Genomic DNA, 15,063 nt, shown 5'->3' with positions numbered 1-15,063 from the left:
CATCGCCCGCGTGTACGAGGAGGCGCGAAGCAAGGTCGGGGCGGAGAAGCACGAGAGGTCCGTGCGCGACAAGCTCGCCACCCTCACGGAGATCTACACGGTCCTGAACAACCAGGCCCAGGCGTCGCGGGCGGAGACGCTCGAGATGATCATCATCCTGCTGATCGCCATCGAGATCGTCATGGGGCTGCTGATGTGGTAACCTTGCCGTGAAACCTCCCAACCTCCCGTTATAAAAGGAGATCCAGATGAAGATCCGGACCGTGGACCAGCTCGATCTCTCCGGGAAGAGAACGCTCATCCGCGTCGATTTCAACGTGCCGATCGACAAGTCCGGAAAGGTCACCGACGATACGCGCCTGAAGGCGGCGATCCCCACGATCCGCGCGGCGACGGACAAGGGCGCGAAGACGATCCTCCTGTCGCACCTGGGACGGCCGAAGGGGAAGCCGGTCCCGGAGATGAGCCTGGCGCCCGTCGCCCCGCTGCTCTCCGACCTGCTCGGGAAGCCGGTGGCGTTCGCGGAGGACTGCGTCGGCGAGGTTGCCGCGAGGGCGGTCGCCGCCATGAAGCCCGGCGACGTGCTGCTGCTCGAGAACGTCCGCTTCCACGCAGGGGAGGAGAAGAACGATGAGGAGTTCGGGAAGAAGCTCGCGGAGCTTTGCGATGCTTACGTCAACGACGCCTTCGCCACCGCCCACCGCGGACACTCATCCAACGTGGCGATCCTGAAGTTCGTGAAGGAGCGCGCGGCGGGGCTGCTGATGAAGGACGAGATCGCCTATTTCGAGAAGGCGCTGGTCTCCCCCGCCCGCCCGCTGGCCGCCATCTTCGGGGGAGCGAAGATCTCCGGCAAGATCGAGGCGATCGACCACGTGCTCGGCAAGGTGGACAAGATCCTGATCGGGGGGGCGATGGCGAACACCTTCTTCGCCGCGCAGGGGTTCGAAGTCGGCAAGTCGCTCTACGAGGCCGGGATGATCGCGACCGCGAAGCGGGTCCTCGAGCGGGCGGCCGAGCGGAAGGTGAAGCTCTACCTGCCGGTCGACGTGGTGGCGGCGGACCGGATCGAGGCGCCCTCCTCGGTCAGGAACGTGCCGGTCCAGGAGATCCCCGACGGGATGATGGCGCTCGACATCGGGCCCGCGAGCGGCGTCCTGTTCCGGGAGGCGCTTCATGACGCGAAGACGATCGTCTGGAACGGCCCGATGGGGGTCTTCGAGTCGGCGCCTTTCGCGGGAGGCACGCAGGCCGTGATGCGGGCGCTGGCGGAGAGCGACGCGACGACGATCGTGGGAGGCGGCGACACCGACACCGCCCTGCACAAGGCGGGGCTGTTCTCCCGGATGTCGTACGTGTCGACCGGCGGCGGCGCTTTCCTCGAGCTGCTCGAGGGGAAGCGGCTGCCCGGCATCGCGGCGCTGGAAGAGGCATGAAGGGCGGAGCCGCATCCCGCATCGAGGAGCTCCGGCGGCTGATCCGCTACCATAACGACCGGTACTACCGGGACGACGCGCCGGAGATCACGGACGCGGAGTACGACGCCCTCTTCCGGGAGCTCGTCGGGCTCGAGGCGAAGCACCCGGAGGCCTTCGACCCCGACTCTCCGACGCAGCGGATCGGCGCGGAGCCCGCGGAGTCGTTCGCCACCGTCGTCCGCGACGTCCCGATGCTTTCCCTCCAGAACACCTTCTCGGAAGATGAGCTCCGGGAGTTCGACCGGCGCGTCCGGCGGTTCCTCGCCGGCCGGGGCATCCCCGAAAGCGCGCTCGACGCCGGCGGCTACGTGGCGGAGGCCAAGATCGACGGCCTCGCCGTCGAGCTCTCCTACCGGGACGGGAAGTACGTCCGCGGCTCGACCCGCGGGGACGGGACCCGCGGCGAGGACGTCACGGCCAACCTGCGCACGATCGGCGACGTGCCGCTGGCGATCCGCCCGTCCTCCGCGGTTCCTCCCCCGAGGCTCGACGTGCGGGGAGAAGCGTACATGAACAAGGAGGAGCTGGCCGCCCTGAACCGCGGGAGGCGCAGGGGCGGCGAGCCGGAGTTCGCAAATCCCCGGAACGCCGCCGCCGGTTCGGTCCGGCAGCTCGATCCGTCCGTCACGGCCAGCCGTCGCCTGCACCTGTGGGTCTACGGGACGGGGAAGGCCGAGGGGATTTCCATCGCGAGCCATTGGGAGGAGCTCGATCTCCTGGAGCGATGGGGCTTCCCCGTCAACCGGGACGGAAGCCGCCGGTGCCGGACCATCGAAGAGGTCGTCTCGTTCTACCGGGAGATCGAATCGCGGAAGGACAAGCTGCCGTACGAGGTCGACGGCATCGTGGTGAAGGTCGACGACGCGGCGCTCCAGAGGGAGCTCGGCGAGATCTCCCGCTCCCCGCGCTGGGCGGTGGCCGCGAAGTTCTCCCCGGACCGGGCCGAGACGACGGTCGAGGACATCGTCGTCTTCGTCGGCAGGACGGGAATCCTCACGCCCGTCGCGCTCCTCTCCCCCGTGGTGGTCCGGGGGGTGACCGTGCGGCGGGCCACCCTGCACAACCAGGACATGATCGACGCCAAGGATGTCCGCGTGGGCGACCGGGTCCTCGTCCAGCGCGCCGGCGACGTGATCCCCGAGGTGGTGGAGTCGCTTTCCGCGGCCCGGAACGCCCCGGGAAGGGGGCCCGCGTTCCGCATGCCCGAACGCTGCCCGGTCTGCGACGCCCCCGTGGAGCGGGTGCCCGGCGAGGCGGCGCACCGGTGCACGGGGGACGGCTGCGTGGAGAAGCGGAAACGCGCGTTGCGGCACTTCGTGGCGAAGGACGCCATGGACATCGAGGGGATGGGGACGAAGATCGTCTCCGCCCTGGTGGAAAACGGGCTGGTCACGGAGCCCGCCGATCTCTACCGTCTCGACCGGGAAACGCTGGCGGCGATGGAGCGGCTGGGGGAGAAGTCGGCGGACAACCTGGTCCGGTCGATCGAAAAAAGCCGCAGGGCCGACCTGTCGCGCTTCCTGTTCGCCCTCGGGATCCCGCACGTCGGGGAGCACCTGGCGGAGCTGCTCGCGCGCCACTTCGGCTCCCTGGAAGCGCTGCGGAGCGCCTCGGCGGACGACCTGCGGAAGATCCGCGAGGTGGGGCCGGAGGTGGCGGAATCGCTGCTGGCGTATTTCGGCTCCGCGAAGGCGTCGGAGGCCCTCGAACGGCTTCTGCGCGAGGTGACGCCGCTTCCCCCGTCCTCCCCGGCGGGGAAATTCTCCGGGAAGACGTTCCTGTTCACCGGCACGCTCTCGATGCCGCGCGCCCGGGCGCAGGAGCTGGTGCGCCGGGAGGGAGGGAACGTCGCGACGGGGATGAGCGCGAAGGTGGATTACCTCGTCGCGGGGGAGGAGGCCGGCTCGAAGCTGGACAAGGCGAGGAAACTCGGGGTGCCGGTATTGACCGAGGCGCAATTCACGGAGATGCTGGAGGGGAAGGGGTAGATGGCGATGGAGGGCATCGCGGAAGTCCATGCGATCGTCTCCGGGCGGGTCCAGGGGGTCTGGTTCCGCGCCTCGACCCAGCGGGCCGCCCGGGATGCGGGCATCTGCGGCTGGGTCCGCAACCTTCCGGACCGGAGGGTGGAGGCGGTGCTCCAGGGGAAGCGCGAGGCGGTCGAGAAGGTCCTCGAATTCCTGCGGACGGGCCCGCCGGGAGCGCAGGTGACCGACGTCGCGGTATCCTGGCGGACGCCGGGGGAGACCTACAGTGGATTCGACATCCGGTACTGAAGGCCGGCCCGCCTCCTGGTGGCGGCCGGAGGAGGACGCGGTCCGCTGCGGCCTGTGCCCCCATCGATGCCGGATCGCGCGGGGGAAGGCGGGGATCTGCGGCGTCCGGGAGAACCGGGGCGGCACGCTGTACGCCGCGACCTACGGGAAGGTCGCCGCGATCGCGATGGACCCGATCGAGAAGAAGCCGCTGTTCCACTTCCATCCGGGCTCCGAGATCCTGTCGGTGGGCTCCGTCGGCTGCAACTTCCGCTGCGAGTTCTGCCAGAACTGGCACCTGGTCCAGAAGCGGACCGCTTTGCAGGACGTGCGGATAGCGGAGCTGGTCGAGACCGCGCGGCGGCAGCGCTCGATCGGCATCGCCTACACCTACAACGAGCCGCTCATCCAGCTCGAGTTCGTCCTGGACTGCTCGAAGGCGTTCCGCGCGGCGGGGATGAAGAACGTCCTGGTGACGAACGGCTTCGTCAGCCCCGAGCCGCTGGAGGAGCTGCTCCCGCACGTGGACGCGATGAACATCGACCTGAAGTCGATGGACGCCGCCTTCTACCGCGAGGTGTGCGGGGGGGAGCTCTCCGCGGTCCTCGACACCGTCCGTACCGCGTCGAAGCGGACCCACGTGGAGCTCACCACACTGCTCTACACGGGGCGCAACGACTCGGAGGCGCAGCTTCGCGCGGTGATCGACTTCGTGGCCGCGACGGACCCGGAGATCCCGCTCCACTTCTCCCGCTATTTTCCGCAGCACCGCGCGACGGCGCCGCCGACGCCGGCCGCGCGCCTCGAATGGGCGTGGAGGACGGCCCGGGAGAAGCTTCCCTACGTCTACGTCGGGAACCTCCGCCTCCCGGGCGCGGAGGACACCGTGTGCCCGTCGTGCCGCTCGACGGTCGTCCGCAGGACCGGCTACTCCGCGGACACGCCCGGGCTCTCCGGCGACCGGTGCGTCTCCTGCGGCGCGCGCCTCCGTTTCGTGGTATAAAATTTTCGATGGAAACCGCCCGCCGGAAGGAGCTCCGCGAATCCCCCCCCGGGAACCGGGCGGCCGGCGCGCTCGCCGCCCTGGCCCTCTTCCTTTTCCTCTGCCTCCTGCCGGGCCCCCCGCCGTGCGCCGCGAAGGACGGCGGGCCGGAGTCGTCCTTCGAGGACCGCGCCGCCGCGGAGCAGCTGAGCCGTTCCAGGTACCGGAAGTTCGAAGTGGCTTCCCTGGTCATCATTTTCGCCGCCGGAGCGGGCGCCGTCTTCTGGGCGGTGCGGAGGAGGAAACCGTAACGCGATGGCCAACGCCCCGTTGAAACGGATCCTGGTGGTCGACGACGAGCCCTCCATCCTGGGGCTGCTGACCACGGTCTTCACGGAAAACGGATGGGAGGTCGCCAGCGCCGGCTCCGGCTCGGAAGGCATCGAGAAGCTGGAGCGCGGGCAGTTCGACGTCATCCTGACCGACCTCATGATGCCGGGCGAGAACGGCATCGACCTGCTGCGGGCCTCCAAGGAGATCCGACCCGACGTGGAGGTCATCCTGATGACGGGTTACGCCACCGCCGACACCGCCATCGAGGCGATGCGCAGCGGGGCGTTCCATTACCTCGTGAAGCCGCTGAAGATCGAGGAGGTGCTGAGCCTCACCGAAAAGGCCTTCACCCACCGGAACCTGCGGCGGGAAAACCGGTTCCTCCGGTCCGAGGTCCGCGCGGGGTACCAGCTCCAGTCCGTCGTCGGCGACTCCGGGGCGATCCGGCGCGTCGTCGCCTCCCTGCAGGCGATCTCGGACACCGGGGATCCCGTGCTGCTGCTCGGGGAGCGCGGCTCCGGCCGCAGTTTCCTCGCGCGCTACGTCCACTACTGCAGCGCCCGCTCGTCGGGACTGTTCGTCCCCGCCCATTGCGCCGGCATCCCGCAGGAGAAGGTGGCGGCGGACCTTTTCGGCCACGCCGCTCCTCCCGGCGAGCGATCCGCGCCGTACCGGGCGGGAAAGATCGAGATGGCGAACCACGGGACGCTCTTTCTCGCCGACCTCGAGGACGCCGGCAGGGAGCTCCTCGAGCGGCTGGGGAGCTTCCTCGAAACCAAGAAGCTGGACCAGGCCGGGACCGGGGCGGAGACCGCTCTGGATGTCCGTTTCATCGCCTCCTCCACGCTCCCGGTCGAGGAGCTCCGGCTGCGCGGCATCGTTCCCGACCGGATGGCGGCCATGCTGGAGACCGGGACCGTCCGCGTGCCGCCGCTGCGGGAACGGAAGGAGGACGTCCCGCTGCTGCTGCATCATTTCCTCGAGGAAGTGAACCACGAGAGGAAGAAGCCGCTGAAGGGATTCACTCCCGCCGCGCTCTCCGTCCTCGAGCCGTACGACTGGCCGGGGAACGTCCGCGAGCTGCTGACCCTCATCCGCGGCATCTCCTCGAAGAAGAAGCAGGGGACGATGATCGACGCGTCCGACATCCCGCCGGAGATCCTTTACCGCCCGATGCGGCGGAAGGACGGCCCGGACGCGACCTGAAGGATCACGGAGGGACAGGATGAAGGCGGCGTTCATACGGGAGCACGGCGGCCCGGAAAAGGTCGAGTTCGGAGATCTGCCGGATCCCGCCCCCGGGCCGGGAACGGTGCGCGTGAAAGTGCGGGCGGCCGCGTTGAACCACCTCGACATTTTCGTGCGCAACGGCATCCCGGGGATCGCGCCGGCGATGCCGCACGTGCTGGGCGCCGACGGCGCGGGGACGGTCGAGTCGGCGGGGCCGGGAGTGGCCTCACTGAAGGCCGGGGACGAAGTCGTCCTGAATCCGGGGGTGAGCTGCGGGAGCTGCGAGTATTGCCGGGACGGGGAGCACTCCCTGTGCGTCTCGTTCGGGCTCGTCGGGGAGCACCTGCCGGGGACCTTCGCGGAGTACGTCGTCGTCCCGGCGGAGAACGCCTTCCCCAAGCCGCCCGCCCTCTCCTGGGAGGAGGCGGCGGCGTTCCCGCTGACCTTCGTCACGGCGTGGCGGATGCTGGTCGGCAAGGCGCGCGTCCTCCCCGGCGAGACGCTGCTGATCGTCGGCATCGGCGGCGGCGTGGCGGTGGCCGCCCTCCAGATCGCGAAGCTTTTGGGCATGAAGGTGTTCGTCACCTCGGGCAGCCCGGAGAAGCTGGCGCGCGCCGAGGCGATGGGGGCCGCCGCGGGGATCGACCACTCCAAGGCCGATTATTCCAGGGAGATCCGGAAGCTCACCGGCAAGCGGGGCGTCGACGTCGTCCTCGATTCCGTCGGGAAGGCCACGTGGAAGCAGTCGATCGCCTCCGCGGCGCGCGGGGGACGGCTGATCACCTGCGGCGCCACCACCGGCTCCGATCCGCAGACCGACCTGGCGCGCATCTTCTGGAACCAGCTCACCGTCTACGGCTCCACGATGGGAAGCCGCGGGGAGTTCGCGGCGATGCTGAAGATCTTCGAGGAGGGGAAGGTGCGGCCGGTGGTCGACGCGGCGTTTCCCCTTTCCCGCGCCCGGGACGCCATGGAATCGCTCGAAGGGAAGCGGCAGTTCGGGAAGATCGTCCTGCGCATCGATTGACGGAAACAACCAACAGGAAAGGAGACGCCGCAATGATCACGTTCGAATACCGGTTCGACATCCTCCCCGGGAAGATGGCCGAATACGATCGGTACGTCCGGGGGGCGGGCAAGGACATCTGGCTGAAATACAAGGGGGTGAGGGCGGTCCGGAAGTTCCGGAGCATGATGGGCGGCGAGTCGCCGCAGCGCGTGATCCAGGTGGACCTCGAGTCGCTGGCCGCGCTCGAGAAGATCATGACCGACCCGGGATTCCGCAAGGCGAAAGAGCGGTTCCACGGCCTGGTGACCAACGTCACCGACTCCCTGCTCATAGCCCAGTAACGGGCGCCCCGCACGGCTCCGGGGGCGCTGCGGATTACCTTGCGCGCCTCCGGAGGATCTCTTCGTAGACTTCCTTCTTCGAGAGCCCGGTCCGCTCCGCGATCTCCCGCGCCAGGTCCCGGGAGGATGCGGACGCCGCGCCTTCCTCGTCCAGCGCCTCGTCCACCGCCTCCTCCACGGAAGGTCCCGCCCCCTTCGGCGCGCCGGCGATCACGACGGTGATCTCCCCCGGGACGCTTTCGCGCCCGGAGAGCTCCGCGCGGAGCTCGGGCAGCGTCCCGCGCAGCACCTCCTCGTGCACCTTCGTCAGCTCCCGGACGACGCAGGCGCGGCGGGGACCGAGCGCCTCCGCGGCGTCCGCGAGGAACGCCGCGATCCGCTGGGGCGACTCGTAGAAGATCAGCGTCCGCGGATCGCCCGACATGGCGGCCAGCGCCTTCCGGCGGCGGACCTGCCGGTTGGGGAGGAATCCTTCGAAGGCGAAGCGGTCGGTGGGGAGGCCGGAGACAACGAGCGCGGAGACCAGCGCCGACGGCCCCGGGACCACCTCGACCGGCAGCCCTTCCGCCACGGCATCGCGCACAAGCTCGTACCCCGGGTCGGAGATGCCCGGCGTCCCCGCGTCGGACACCAGCGCCACGCTCTGCCCCTCCCTCAGGCGTTTCAGCAGCCCGGGTCCCGCCTGCAGCTTGTTGAAATCGTGGAAGGAGGTCATCGGCGTGCGGATGCCGTAGCGGTTCAAAAGCTTCACGGTCCGCCGCGTGTCCTCGCAGGCGATCAGCGGCACCTCGCGCAGGACCCGCAGCGCGCGGTGGGTGACGTCCTCGAGGTTCCCCAGCGGCGTCGCGACGATGTACAGAGTCCCGGCGCTCATGCGTGCGGCCCCCCGGTGCGGGCGGTCACAACTTCCGATTGTCAATCACCCGCTTGGCTTTGCCTTCGAACCGCTGAAGCGTCTTCTTCTCGACGAGCTTCACCTCGACGGTGATCCCCAGCTCCTGGGCGAGCCGCTTCCTGATCTTCTCCACCATGCTCCTCTGGAGCTTCATCTGATCGAAAAAGATCGACTCGTCGGCCTCCACCAGCACGGTCGCCTCGTCCATCGCCCCCTTCCGGTCGATGACGATCTGGTAGTGCGGCTCCGTCCCCTCGATCTCGAACAGGACATGCTCGATCTGGAGCGGATAGACGTTGACGCCCCGGATGATGAGCATGTCGTCGGTGCGCCCCGTCACGCGCCGCATCCGGCGCCCCGTCCGCCCGCAGGGGCAGTCGCCCGGCAGCAGGCGGGTCAGGTCCCGCGTCCGGTACCGGATCATCGGGAACGCCTCCTTGGTCAGCGAGGTGATCACGAGCTCTCCCTCCTCGCCGGGCGAAACGGGTTTGAGCGTCTCCGGATCGACCACCTCGACCAGGAAGTGGTCCTCGTTGATGTGAAGGCCGTTGCGCTCGAGGCACTCCCCCGAGATCCCGGGGCCCATTACCTCGGAGAGCCCGTAGTTGTCGGTGGCGACGATCCCCAGCTTCGCCTCGATCTCCCTGCGCATCGCGTCGGACCACGGCTCCGAGCCGAACAGCCCGTACTTGAGCGACAGCGCGGAGACGGGGATCCCCTTCTCCTGGAGCGTCTCGCCGATCAGCATCGCGTAGGAGGGGGTGCCCACCAGCGCGGTCGTCTTGAAGTCCTTCATGATCTGGATCTGCCGCGCCGTGTTCCCGCTGGAGGCGGGGATCACCGACGCGCCGATCCGCTCCGCGCCGTAATGCAGCCCGAAGGCGCCGGTGAACAGCCCGTACCCGAAGGCGATCTGGATGACGTCGTCCTTCGTCACCCCGGCCTCGGTGATGATCCGCGCCACCAGGTTGCTCCAAGTCTTGATGTCGTTGCGCGTGTACCCCACGACGGTGGCCGTGCCGGTCGTGCCGGAAGACGCGTGGACGCGCACCACCTCGCGCATCGGGACGGCGAACAGCCCGTACGGGTAGTTGTCCCGCAGATCGGCCTTCTCGGTGAAGGGCAGGCGCGACACGTCGGCAAGCGACTGGATGTCCTCGGGCGCGATCCCCATCGCGTCGAACTTCTTCCGGTAGAACGGCACGTTCTCGTAGACCCGGTTCAGCGTAGACTGGAGCCGCTCGAGCTGGAGCTGCTCCAGCTCCTCGCGGTCCATGCACTCCTTCTCGGGCTCCCAGTACATGGCTACCCTCCTTCCCGTTCCCGGCCCAGGTACGCCCGCTGGACGTCCCGGTTCGACAGCAGCTCCTCGGAGGTCCCCTGCAGCACCACCCTCCCAGTCTCCAGCACGTATCCCCGGTCGGCGATGGAGAGCGCGCCCCGGGCGTTCTGCTCGACGAGCAGGATCGTCATCCCCCGCTCCTTCCGCAGCTTCGCGATGTGGCCGAAGATCTCCTTGACGACCTTGGGCGCCAGCCCCATCGACGGCTCGTCCAGCAGCAGCACTTTCGGGGAGGACAACAGCGCCCGCCCGATCGCCAGCATCTGCTGCTCCCCTCCGGAGAGCGTCCCCGCCTGCTGCTTCCTCCGCCCCGCCAGGGCGGGGAAGAGCGCGAAGACCGCCTCGATCTCCTCCCGGATCGCCGCCCGGTTCCGCAGGTGGAACCGGTGGTACGCCCCGAGGAGCAGGTTGTCCTCCACCGTCAGCGGCTTGAAGACGTGCCGCCCTTCCGGCACGTGCGCGATCCCTTCCCGGACGATCCGGTCCGGGCGCTCCCGCGTGATCTCCTTCCCGTCGAGCGAGACCTCTCCCGAAGCGGAGCGAACGACGCCCGAGACGGCGGAGAGCAGCGTCGTCTTCCCGGCGCCGTTGGCCCCGATGAGCGCCACGATCTCCTTCGCCTTCACGTGGAGCGACGCCGACCGCAGCGCGTGGATCATCCCGTAGTACACCTGGAGGTTCCTCACCTTCAGCATGCTACTCCTCCCCCAGGTAGGCGGCGATCACCGCGGGGTCCTTCTGGATCTCCGAGGGGGTCCCGCCGGCGATGACCTCCCCGTAGTTCAGCACCAGGATCCGGTCCGAGATCCGCATCACCAGGTCCATGTCGTGCTCGACCATGACGACCGTGATCCCGCGCTCGACGATCTTCCGGATCAGCTCGCCGAGCGCCGCCGTCTCCTTCATGTTCAGCCCCGCCGCGGGCTCGTCGAGCAGCAGGATCCGCGGCTCCGCAGCCAGCGCCCGCGCTATCTCGAGGAGCCGCTGCGACCCGAACGGGAGCTGCCCGGCCGGGAGCTCCCGATGGGCCGAAAGCCCGACGAAATCGAGGCACGCCTCCGCGCGCTCCCGCACCTCCCGCTCCTCGCGGAAGAAGCGGCGCGTGCGCAGGAAGAAATCCTTCGGGCCGTACCGGACCAGGAGGTGGCTCCCCGTCAGCACGTTCTCGAGGACCGTCATGTTGGTGAAGATCTCCAGGTTCTGGAAGGTCCGCACGATCCCGTGCCGGGCGATTTCGTGGGGCGGCAGCCCCGAGATCGCGCTCCCGTCGAGCCGGATCTCGCCGGCGTCCATCCGGTAGAAGCCGGTGATCACGTTGAACAGGGAGGTCTTCCCGGCGCCGTTGGGGCCGATGATCGCCTGGAGGGAGCCGCGCCGGACGTGGAACGCGACGCCGGACAGCGCGACCACGCCTCCGAAGCGCAGGGTGATCCCGTCCCCGTGGAAGAACGCGTCCTTGTGCGCCGACCCGGTCACCGCCCGCCGCCCTTTCCGGCGCCCGCGCCATGCGTCCCCCGCCGGACCAGCCCCGCCGCGGCATCCCATCCCTTCCGCGCGCCGTCGGCCAGCCCGCCGGGCAGGAACATCATGCAGAGGATCAGGATCGCCCCGTACACCAGGATGTCGAAGTTCTCGATGGCCCGCAGCGCCTCCGGCAGGAAGGTGAGGAAGAGCGCTCCGAGGACCGCCCCCCAGATGGACGCCATCCCGCCGAGGACCACCATGGTTACGAGCTGGACGGAGGTGTGGAATCCGAAGGAGCCGGGGGAGACGAAGGTGACGTAATGGGCGTACAGGACGCCCGCCACGGCGGCGTAGAACGCCGAGAGGACGAAGACGAAGATCTTGTAGCGGTTCGTGTCCACTCCGAGCACGGCGGCGGCGGTCTCGCTGGTGTGGATCGCCCGCAGCGCCCGCCCCATGCGCGACCGGACGAGGTTCTGGGACAGGACGAGCAGGAGGAGCACGGCCCCCCAGACCACGTAGTAATACTCGCGATCGGAGGAGAATACCTTCCCCGCGAAGGAGAGTTTGGGGATGCCGGTGAAGCCGGAGGGCCCTCCCGTCAGCGACGTCGCCTCGTTGAAGACGATGTAGACGATGATCCCGAACCCGAGCGTGCCCATCGCGAGGTAGTTCCCGCGCAGCTTCAGGGTGGGCACCGCGATGAGCCAGGCGACCGCCGTGGAAAGGGCCAGAGCCACGGCGATCCCGGCCGGCACCGGCCACTGGTGCGTGCCGGTCAGGATGCCGGTCGTGTAGGCGGCGAGGCCGTAGAAGGCCGCGTGCCCCAGCGACACCTGGCCGGCGTACCCCATCAGCAGGTTCAGGCCGATCACGAGGATCGTGTGGAACCCGCCGACGATCAGCACTGTGAGGTAGTAATCGTTCGGAAGCGCGAACGGCACGAGGGCCGCCGCGACCGCGAAGGCGAGTACCCCCGCGTTATGGCCTCCCCGGAAGCCCATGTCCTCAGACCCGTTCCGCCCGGGAGGCGCCGAACAGTCCCGAGGGACGCACGAAGAGCAGGCCGAGCAGGATCACGAAGGCCACCGCGTCCTTGTACCCGGAGGAGACCAGCCCGGCGCCGAGCGATTCGAGGACCCCTAAGATCACCCCGCCGACCACTGCCCCGAACGGGTTCCCCAGCCCGCCCAGGATGCACGCCGCGAACCCCTTCACCCCCAGCAGGATCCCGACGTCGTACGCCGTGAGGGTGATCGGCGCCAGGATCACCCCTCCCAGCGCGCCGACCAGGGCGGAGAAGGCGAAGGAGAGGGTCACCATGGAATCGACGTGGATCCCCATCAGCGACGCCGCCTTCCGGTCGCAGGCGCAGGCGAGCATCGCCTTCCCCGACAGCGTGCGCTCGAAGAAGACCTTCATCCCCGCCACGGTGAGCAGCGTGATACCGACGACCCAGAGGGTCTGCGGAAGGACCGTGGCCCCGCCGATCTCGATCGGGCCGCCGGGGGAGAACGCGGGCAGGGAAAAGGTGTCCTTACCGAACAGGAGCATCGCCCCGCCGCGCAGGAGGATCGACATTCCGATGGTGATGATGATCAGGGTGAGCGTGGAGCGCCCCCGCATGGGGCGTATGGTGACCCGGTCCACAAGCACCCCGACGGCGGTGACGATGAGGACGGCGAGCGGCACGGCGAGGGGAAGCGGAACCCCTCCCCACCGGAGGGCGAACACCGCCAGCATGCCTCCCAGCATCACGAACTCGCCCTGGGCGAAGTTGATGATTTCGGTGGTGTTGTAGATGACCGTGAACCCGAGGGCGGTCAGCCCGTACGTGGCGCCGACCGTCACCCCCGAGATCACGTATTGCAGCAGCGCGGATGCGGCGGTCATTCCTACTTCAGCATCTCCCAGTCGCCCTTGGTGATGCGCACCATCACGAACGCCTCTTCCGTCAGGCCGTTATGGTCCTTCTCCGAGAAATTGAACTCCCCGGTGGTTGCGTTGTACCCCTTGATCTTTTCCAGGGCGTCCCGGATCGCCGCCGGCTCTGCGGACTTCGCGGTCTGGATCGCCTGGACCAGCAGCATGATCGCGTCGTAGGCGTACCCGCCGAAGGTGGAGACCGGCTGCTTGAACTTCGTCTCGTAGTCCTTGATGTACCCGGCCAGGATCTTCTTCTGCGGATGGCCCGCTGGCACCTGCGGCTCGGATATCAGCCGGCCCGCCGGCAGCAGGATCCCTTCCGCGTTCGCCGCCCCGGCCAGCTCGATGAACTTCGGCGAGGCGACGCCGTGGCTCATGTAGAGGGGCGTCTTGATGCCGAGCTGCACACGGTTCCGCGCGATGACCGCCGGCCCGGGATTGGTACCCCAGCAGACGATCGCCTGGGCGTCGGTCCCCTTGATCTTCGTGAGCTGAGCCGTCATGTCGGTGTCCTTGGGGCCGTACACCTCGTCGGCGACGATGGCGATCCCGGCGTCCGCGGCCAACGCCTTCAGCTCTTCCCGGCCGGCCGCGCCGAAGGCGTCCGACGCGGTGATGATGGCGACCTTTTTAATCCCGTTCTTGGCCGCGTACTGGTAGATCCGCTTCACCGCCAGCTCGTCGCTCTGCGGCGTCTTGAAGACCCACTTCTTCACCGGGTCGACGATCTTCTTCGCCGCCGCGCACGACACCAGCGGAATCTTCGCCTCCTCGATCTTCGGCACGATCGCCAGGGTGCTCCCCGAGGTGCTGGGGCCGACGACCGCGACGACGCGGTCCTTCTTGAGGAGCCGGTCCACCGCGGTGACCGCCTTCGTCGCGTCGGTCTCGTCGTCGTAGACGACGATTTCAACTGGGCGCCCGAGGACGCCGCCGCCCTTGTTGATGGATTCCTCGAGCATCTTCACGGTGTTGCGTTCCGGCTCGCCCAGGAAGGACGCCGGGCCCGTCACCGAGAAGATCGCCCCGATCCGGATCGGTTCCGCCGCGGCCCCCGTGGCCGCCGCGCCGGCAAGTACGGCAAGGGCGATCAGGCACGCGATCGCTTTGCTATGCATGTCTTCCTCCTTGGTTTCGAAAGGTGATCCCTATTTCTGCATCTCCCAGTCGCCCTTGACGATCTTCACCATCACGAAGCCCTCTTCCGTGAGCCCCGCGTGGTCTTCGGGCGAGAAGTTGAACTCTCCCGCCGTCCCCTGGTACCCCTTCACCTTCTCCAGGGCGTCGCGGATCGCCGCCGGCTCCACGGACTTCGCCTGCGTGATCGCGATCTCGAGGACGCGCATCGCATCGTACGCGTGTCCGCCGAAGGTGGAGACCGGCTGCTTGAACTTCGACTCGTACTCCTTGATGTAGCTCGAGATGACCTTCTTCTGCGGGTGGCTCGCCGGCACCTGCGGCTCGACGATGAGCCGCGCCGCCGGGAGCAGGATCCCCTCCGCGTTCTCGGCCCCCGCCAGCTCGATGAACTTCTTCGAGGCGACGCCGGAGCTCATGTAGAGAGGCGTCTTGATGCCGAGCTGCACACGGTTCCGCGCGATGACCGCCGGCCCGGGATTGGTCCCCCAGCATACGATCGCCTGTGCGTCGGTCCCCTTGATCTTCGTGAGCTGAGCCGTCATGTCGGTGTCCTTGGGGCCGTACACCTCGTCGGCCACCAGGGTGATCCCCATCTGCGGAGCGAGCTCCTTGATGTCCTCCCGCCCGCCGGCGCCATACCCGTCCGAGGCGGTCAGGATCGCTATCCG

17 protein-coding genes are annotated in these 15,063 nt (G+C 68.4%); 9 read left to right on the top strand and 8 right to left on the bottom strand.

Going from position 1 to position 15,063, the window contains the following annotated elements; genetic code table 11:
* From AB1346_03895 to AB1346_03855, 9 genes are all read left to right on the top strand, one after another.
* Window positions 1–202 (top strand): hypothetical protein (locus AB1346_03895; protein MEW6719573.1); only part of this gene is annotated, 202 nt, incomplete at its 5' end.
* A 46-nt stretch (window positions 203–248) separates the two neighbouring features.
* Window positions 249–1,436, top strand: coding sequence for a phosphoglycerate kinase (locus tag AB1346_03890; GenBank protein MEW6719572.1), 1,188 nt, complete (start codon window positions 249–251; stop codon window positions 1,434–1,436).
* On the top strand, window positions 1,433–3,466 hold the full coding sequence (ligA, locus tag AB1346_03885; GenBank protein MEW6719571.1) for an NAD-dependent DNA ligase LigA: 2,034 nt from the start codon (window positions 1,433–1,435) through the stop codon (window positions 3,464–3,466). Before AB1346_03890 ends, ligA begins: the two co-directional genes overlap by 4 nt.
* A 6-nt stretch (window positions 3,467–3,472) precedes the next feature.
* Window positions 3,473–3,754 (top strand): acylphosphatase, encoded by a 282-nt coding sequence (locus tag AB1346_03880; GenBank protein ID MEW6719570.1) that lies wholly within the window; start codon window positions 3,473–3,475, stop codon window positions 3,752–3,754.
* Window positions 3,732–4,736, top strand: a complete 1,005-nt coding sequence (gene amrS / locus AB1346_03875; protein ID MEW6719569.1) for an AmmeMemoRadiSam system radical SAM enzyme — start codon at window positions 3,732–3,734, stop codon at window positions 4,734–4,736. The genes AB1346_03880 and amrS overlap by 23 nt, the downstream gene beginning before the upstream one ends.
* 8 nt (window positions 4,737–4,744) lie before the next feature.
* A complete protein-coding gene (locus tag AB1346_03870; protein MEW6719568.1) occupies window positions 4,745–5,026 on the top strand; it encodes a hypothetical protein in 282 nt (93 codons plus the stop codon).
* Window positions 5,027–5,030: 4 nt separating this feature from the next.
* The gene (locus tag AB1346_03865) at window positions 5,031–6,254 is read left to right on the top strand and encodes a sigma-54 dependent transcriptional regulator (GenBank protein ID MEW6719567.1); all 1,224 of its coding nucleotides are present in this window, start codon (window positions 5,031–5,033) and stop codon (window positions 6,252–6,254) included.
* Window positions 6,255–6,273: 19 nt separating this feature from the next.
* Window positions 6,274–7,305, top strand: coding sequence for a zinc-binding dehydrogenase (locus AB1346_03860; GenBank protein ID MEW6719566.1), 1,032 nt, complete (start codon window positions 6,274–6,276; stop codon window positions 7,303–7,305).
* A gap of 32 nt (window positions 7,306–7,337) precedes the next feature.
* Window positions 7,338–7,628: a hypothetical protein gene (locus AB1346_03855; protein MEW6719565.1), complete on the top strand. Its 291-nt coding sequence runs from the start codon at window positions 7,338–7,340 to the stop codon at window positions 7,626–7,628.
* Window positions 7,629–7,662: 34 nt separating this feature from the next.
* On the opposite strand, the gene rsmI is transcribed toward AB1346_03855, so the two are convergent.
* The 8 genes from rsmI to AB1346_03815 form a co-directional block, all read right to left on the bottom strand.
* Window positions 7,663–8,502, bottom strand: a complete 840-nt coding sequence (rsmI, locus tag AB1346_03850; protein MEW6719564.1) for a 16S rRNA (cytidine(1402)-2'-O)-methyltransferase — start codon at window positions 8,500–8,502, stop codon at window positions 7,663–7,665.
* Window positions 8,503–8,527: 25 nt separating this feature from the next.
* Complete coding sequence (locus AB1346_03845; protein ID MEW6719563.1) at window positions 8,528–9,826, bottom strand: phenylacetate--CoA ligase; 1,299 nt, start codon at window positions 9,824–9,826, stop codon at window positions 8,528–8,530.
* 2 nt (window positions 9,827–9,828) lie between these two features.
* Window positions 9,829–10,560 (bottom strand): ABC transporter ATP-binding protein, encoded by a 732-nt coding sequence (locus AB1346_03840; GenBank protein ID MEW6719562.1) that lies wholly within the window; start codon window positions 10,558–10,560, stop codon window positions 9,829–9,831.
* Window position 10,561: 1 nt separating this feature from the next.
* Window positions 10,562–11,341: an ABC transporter ATP-binding protein gene (locus tag AB1346_03835; GenBank protein ID MEW6719561.1), complete on the bottom strand. Its 780-nt coding sequence runs from the start codon at window positions 11,339–11,341 to the stop codon at window positions 10,562–10,564.
* The gene (locus tag AB1346_03830; protein MEW6719560.1) at window positions 11,338–12,333 is read right to left on the bottom strand and encodes a branched-chain amino acid ABC transporter permease; all 996 of its coding nucleotides are present in this window, start codon (window positions 12,331–12,333) and stop codon (window positions 11,338–11,340) included. The genes AB1346_03835 and AB1346_03830 overlap by 4 nt, the downstream gene beginning before the upstream one ends.
* A gap of 4 nt (window positions 12,334–12,337) precedes the next feature.
* Window positions 12,338–13,222 (bottom strand): branched-chain amino acid ABC transporter permease, encoded by an 885-nt coding sequence (locus AB1346_03825; protein MEW6719559.1) that lies wholly within the window; start codon window positions 13,220–13,222, stop codon window positions 12,338–12,340.
* Between the two features lie 2 nt (window positions 13,223–13,224).
* On the bottom strand, window positions 13,225–14,373 hold the full coding sequence (locus AB1346_03820) for an ABC transporter substrate-binding protein (protein MEW6719558.1): 1,149 nt from the start codon (window positions 14,371–14,373) through the stop codon (window positions 13,225–13,227).
* A 30-nt stretch (window positions 14,374–14,403) separates the two neighbouring features.
* Window positions 14,404–15,063, bottom strand: a 660-nt coding sequence (locus AB1346_03815) for an ABC transporter substrate-binding protein (protein MEW6719557.1), incomplete at its 5' end; no start/stop codon positions are given.

Source organism: Thermodesulfobacteriota bacterium (genome assembly GCA_040758155.1).
In the GTDB taxonomy this organism is placed as follows: Bacteria; Desulfobacterota; Deferrimicrobia; order Deferrimicrobiales; family Deferrimicrobiaceae; genus UBA2219.
The sequence above is the reverse complement of the archived record's forward strand: the minus strand, read 5'-3'. Positions and strand labels throughout refer to the sequence as shown.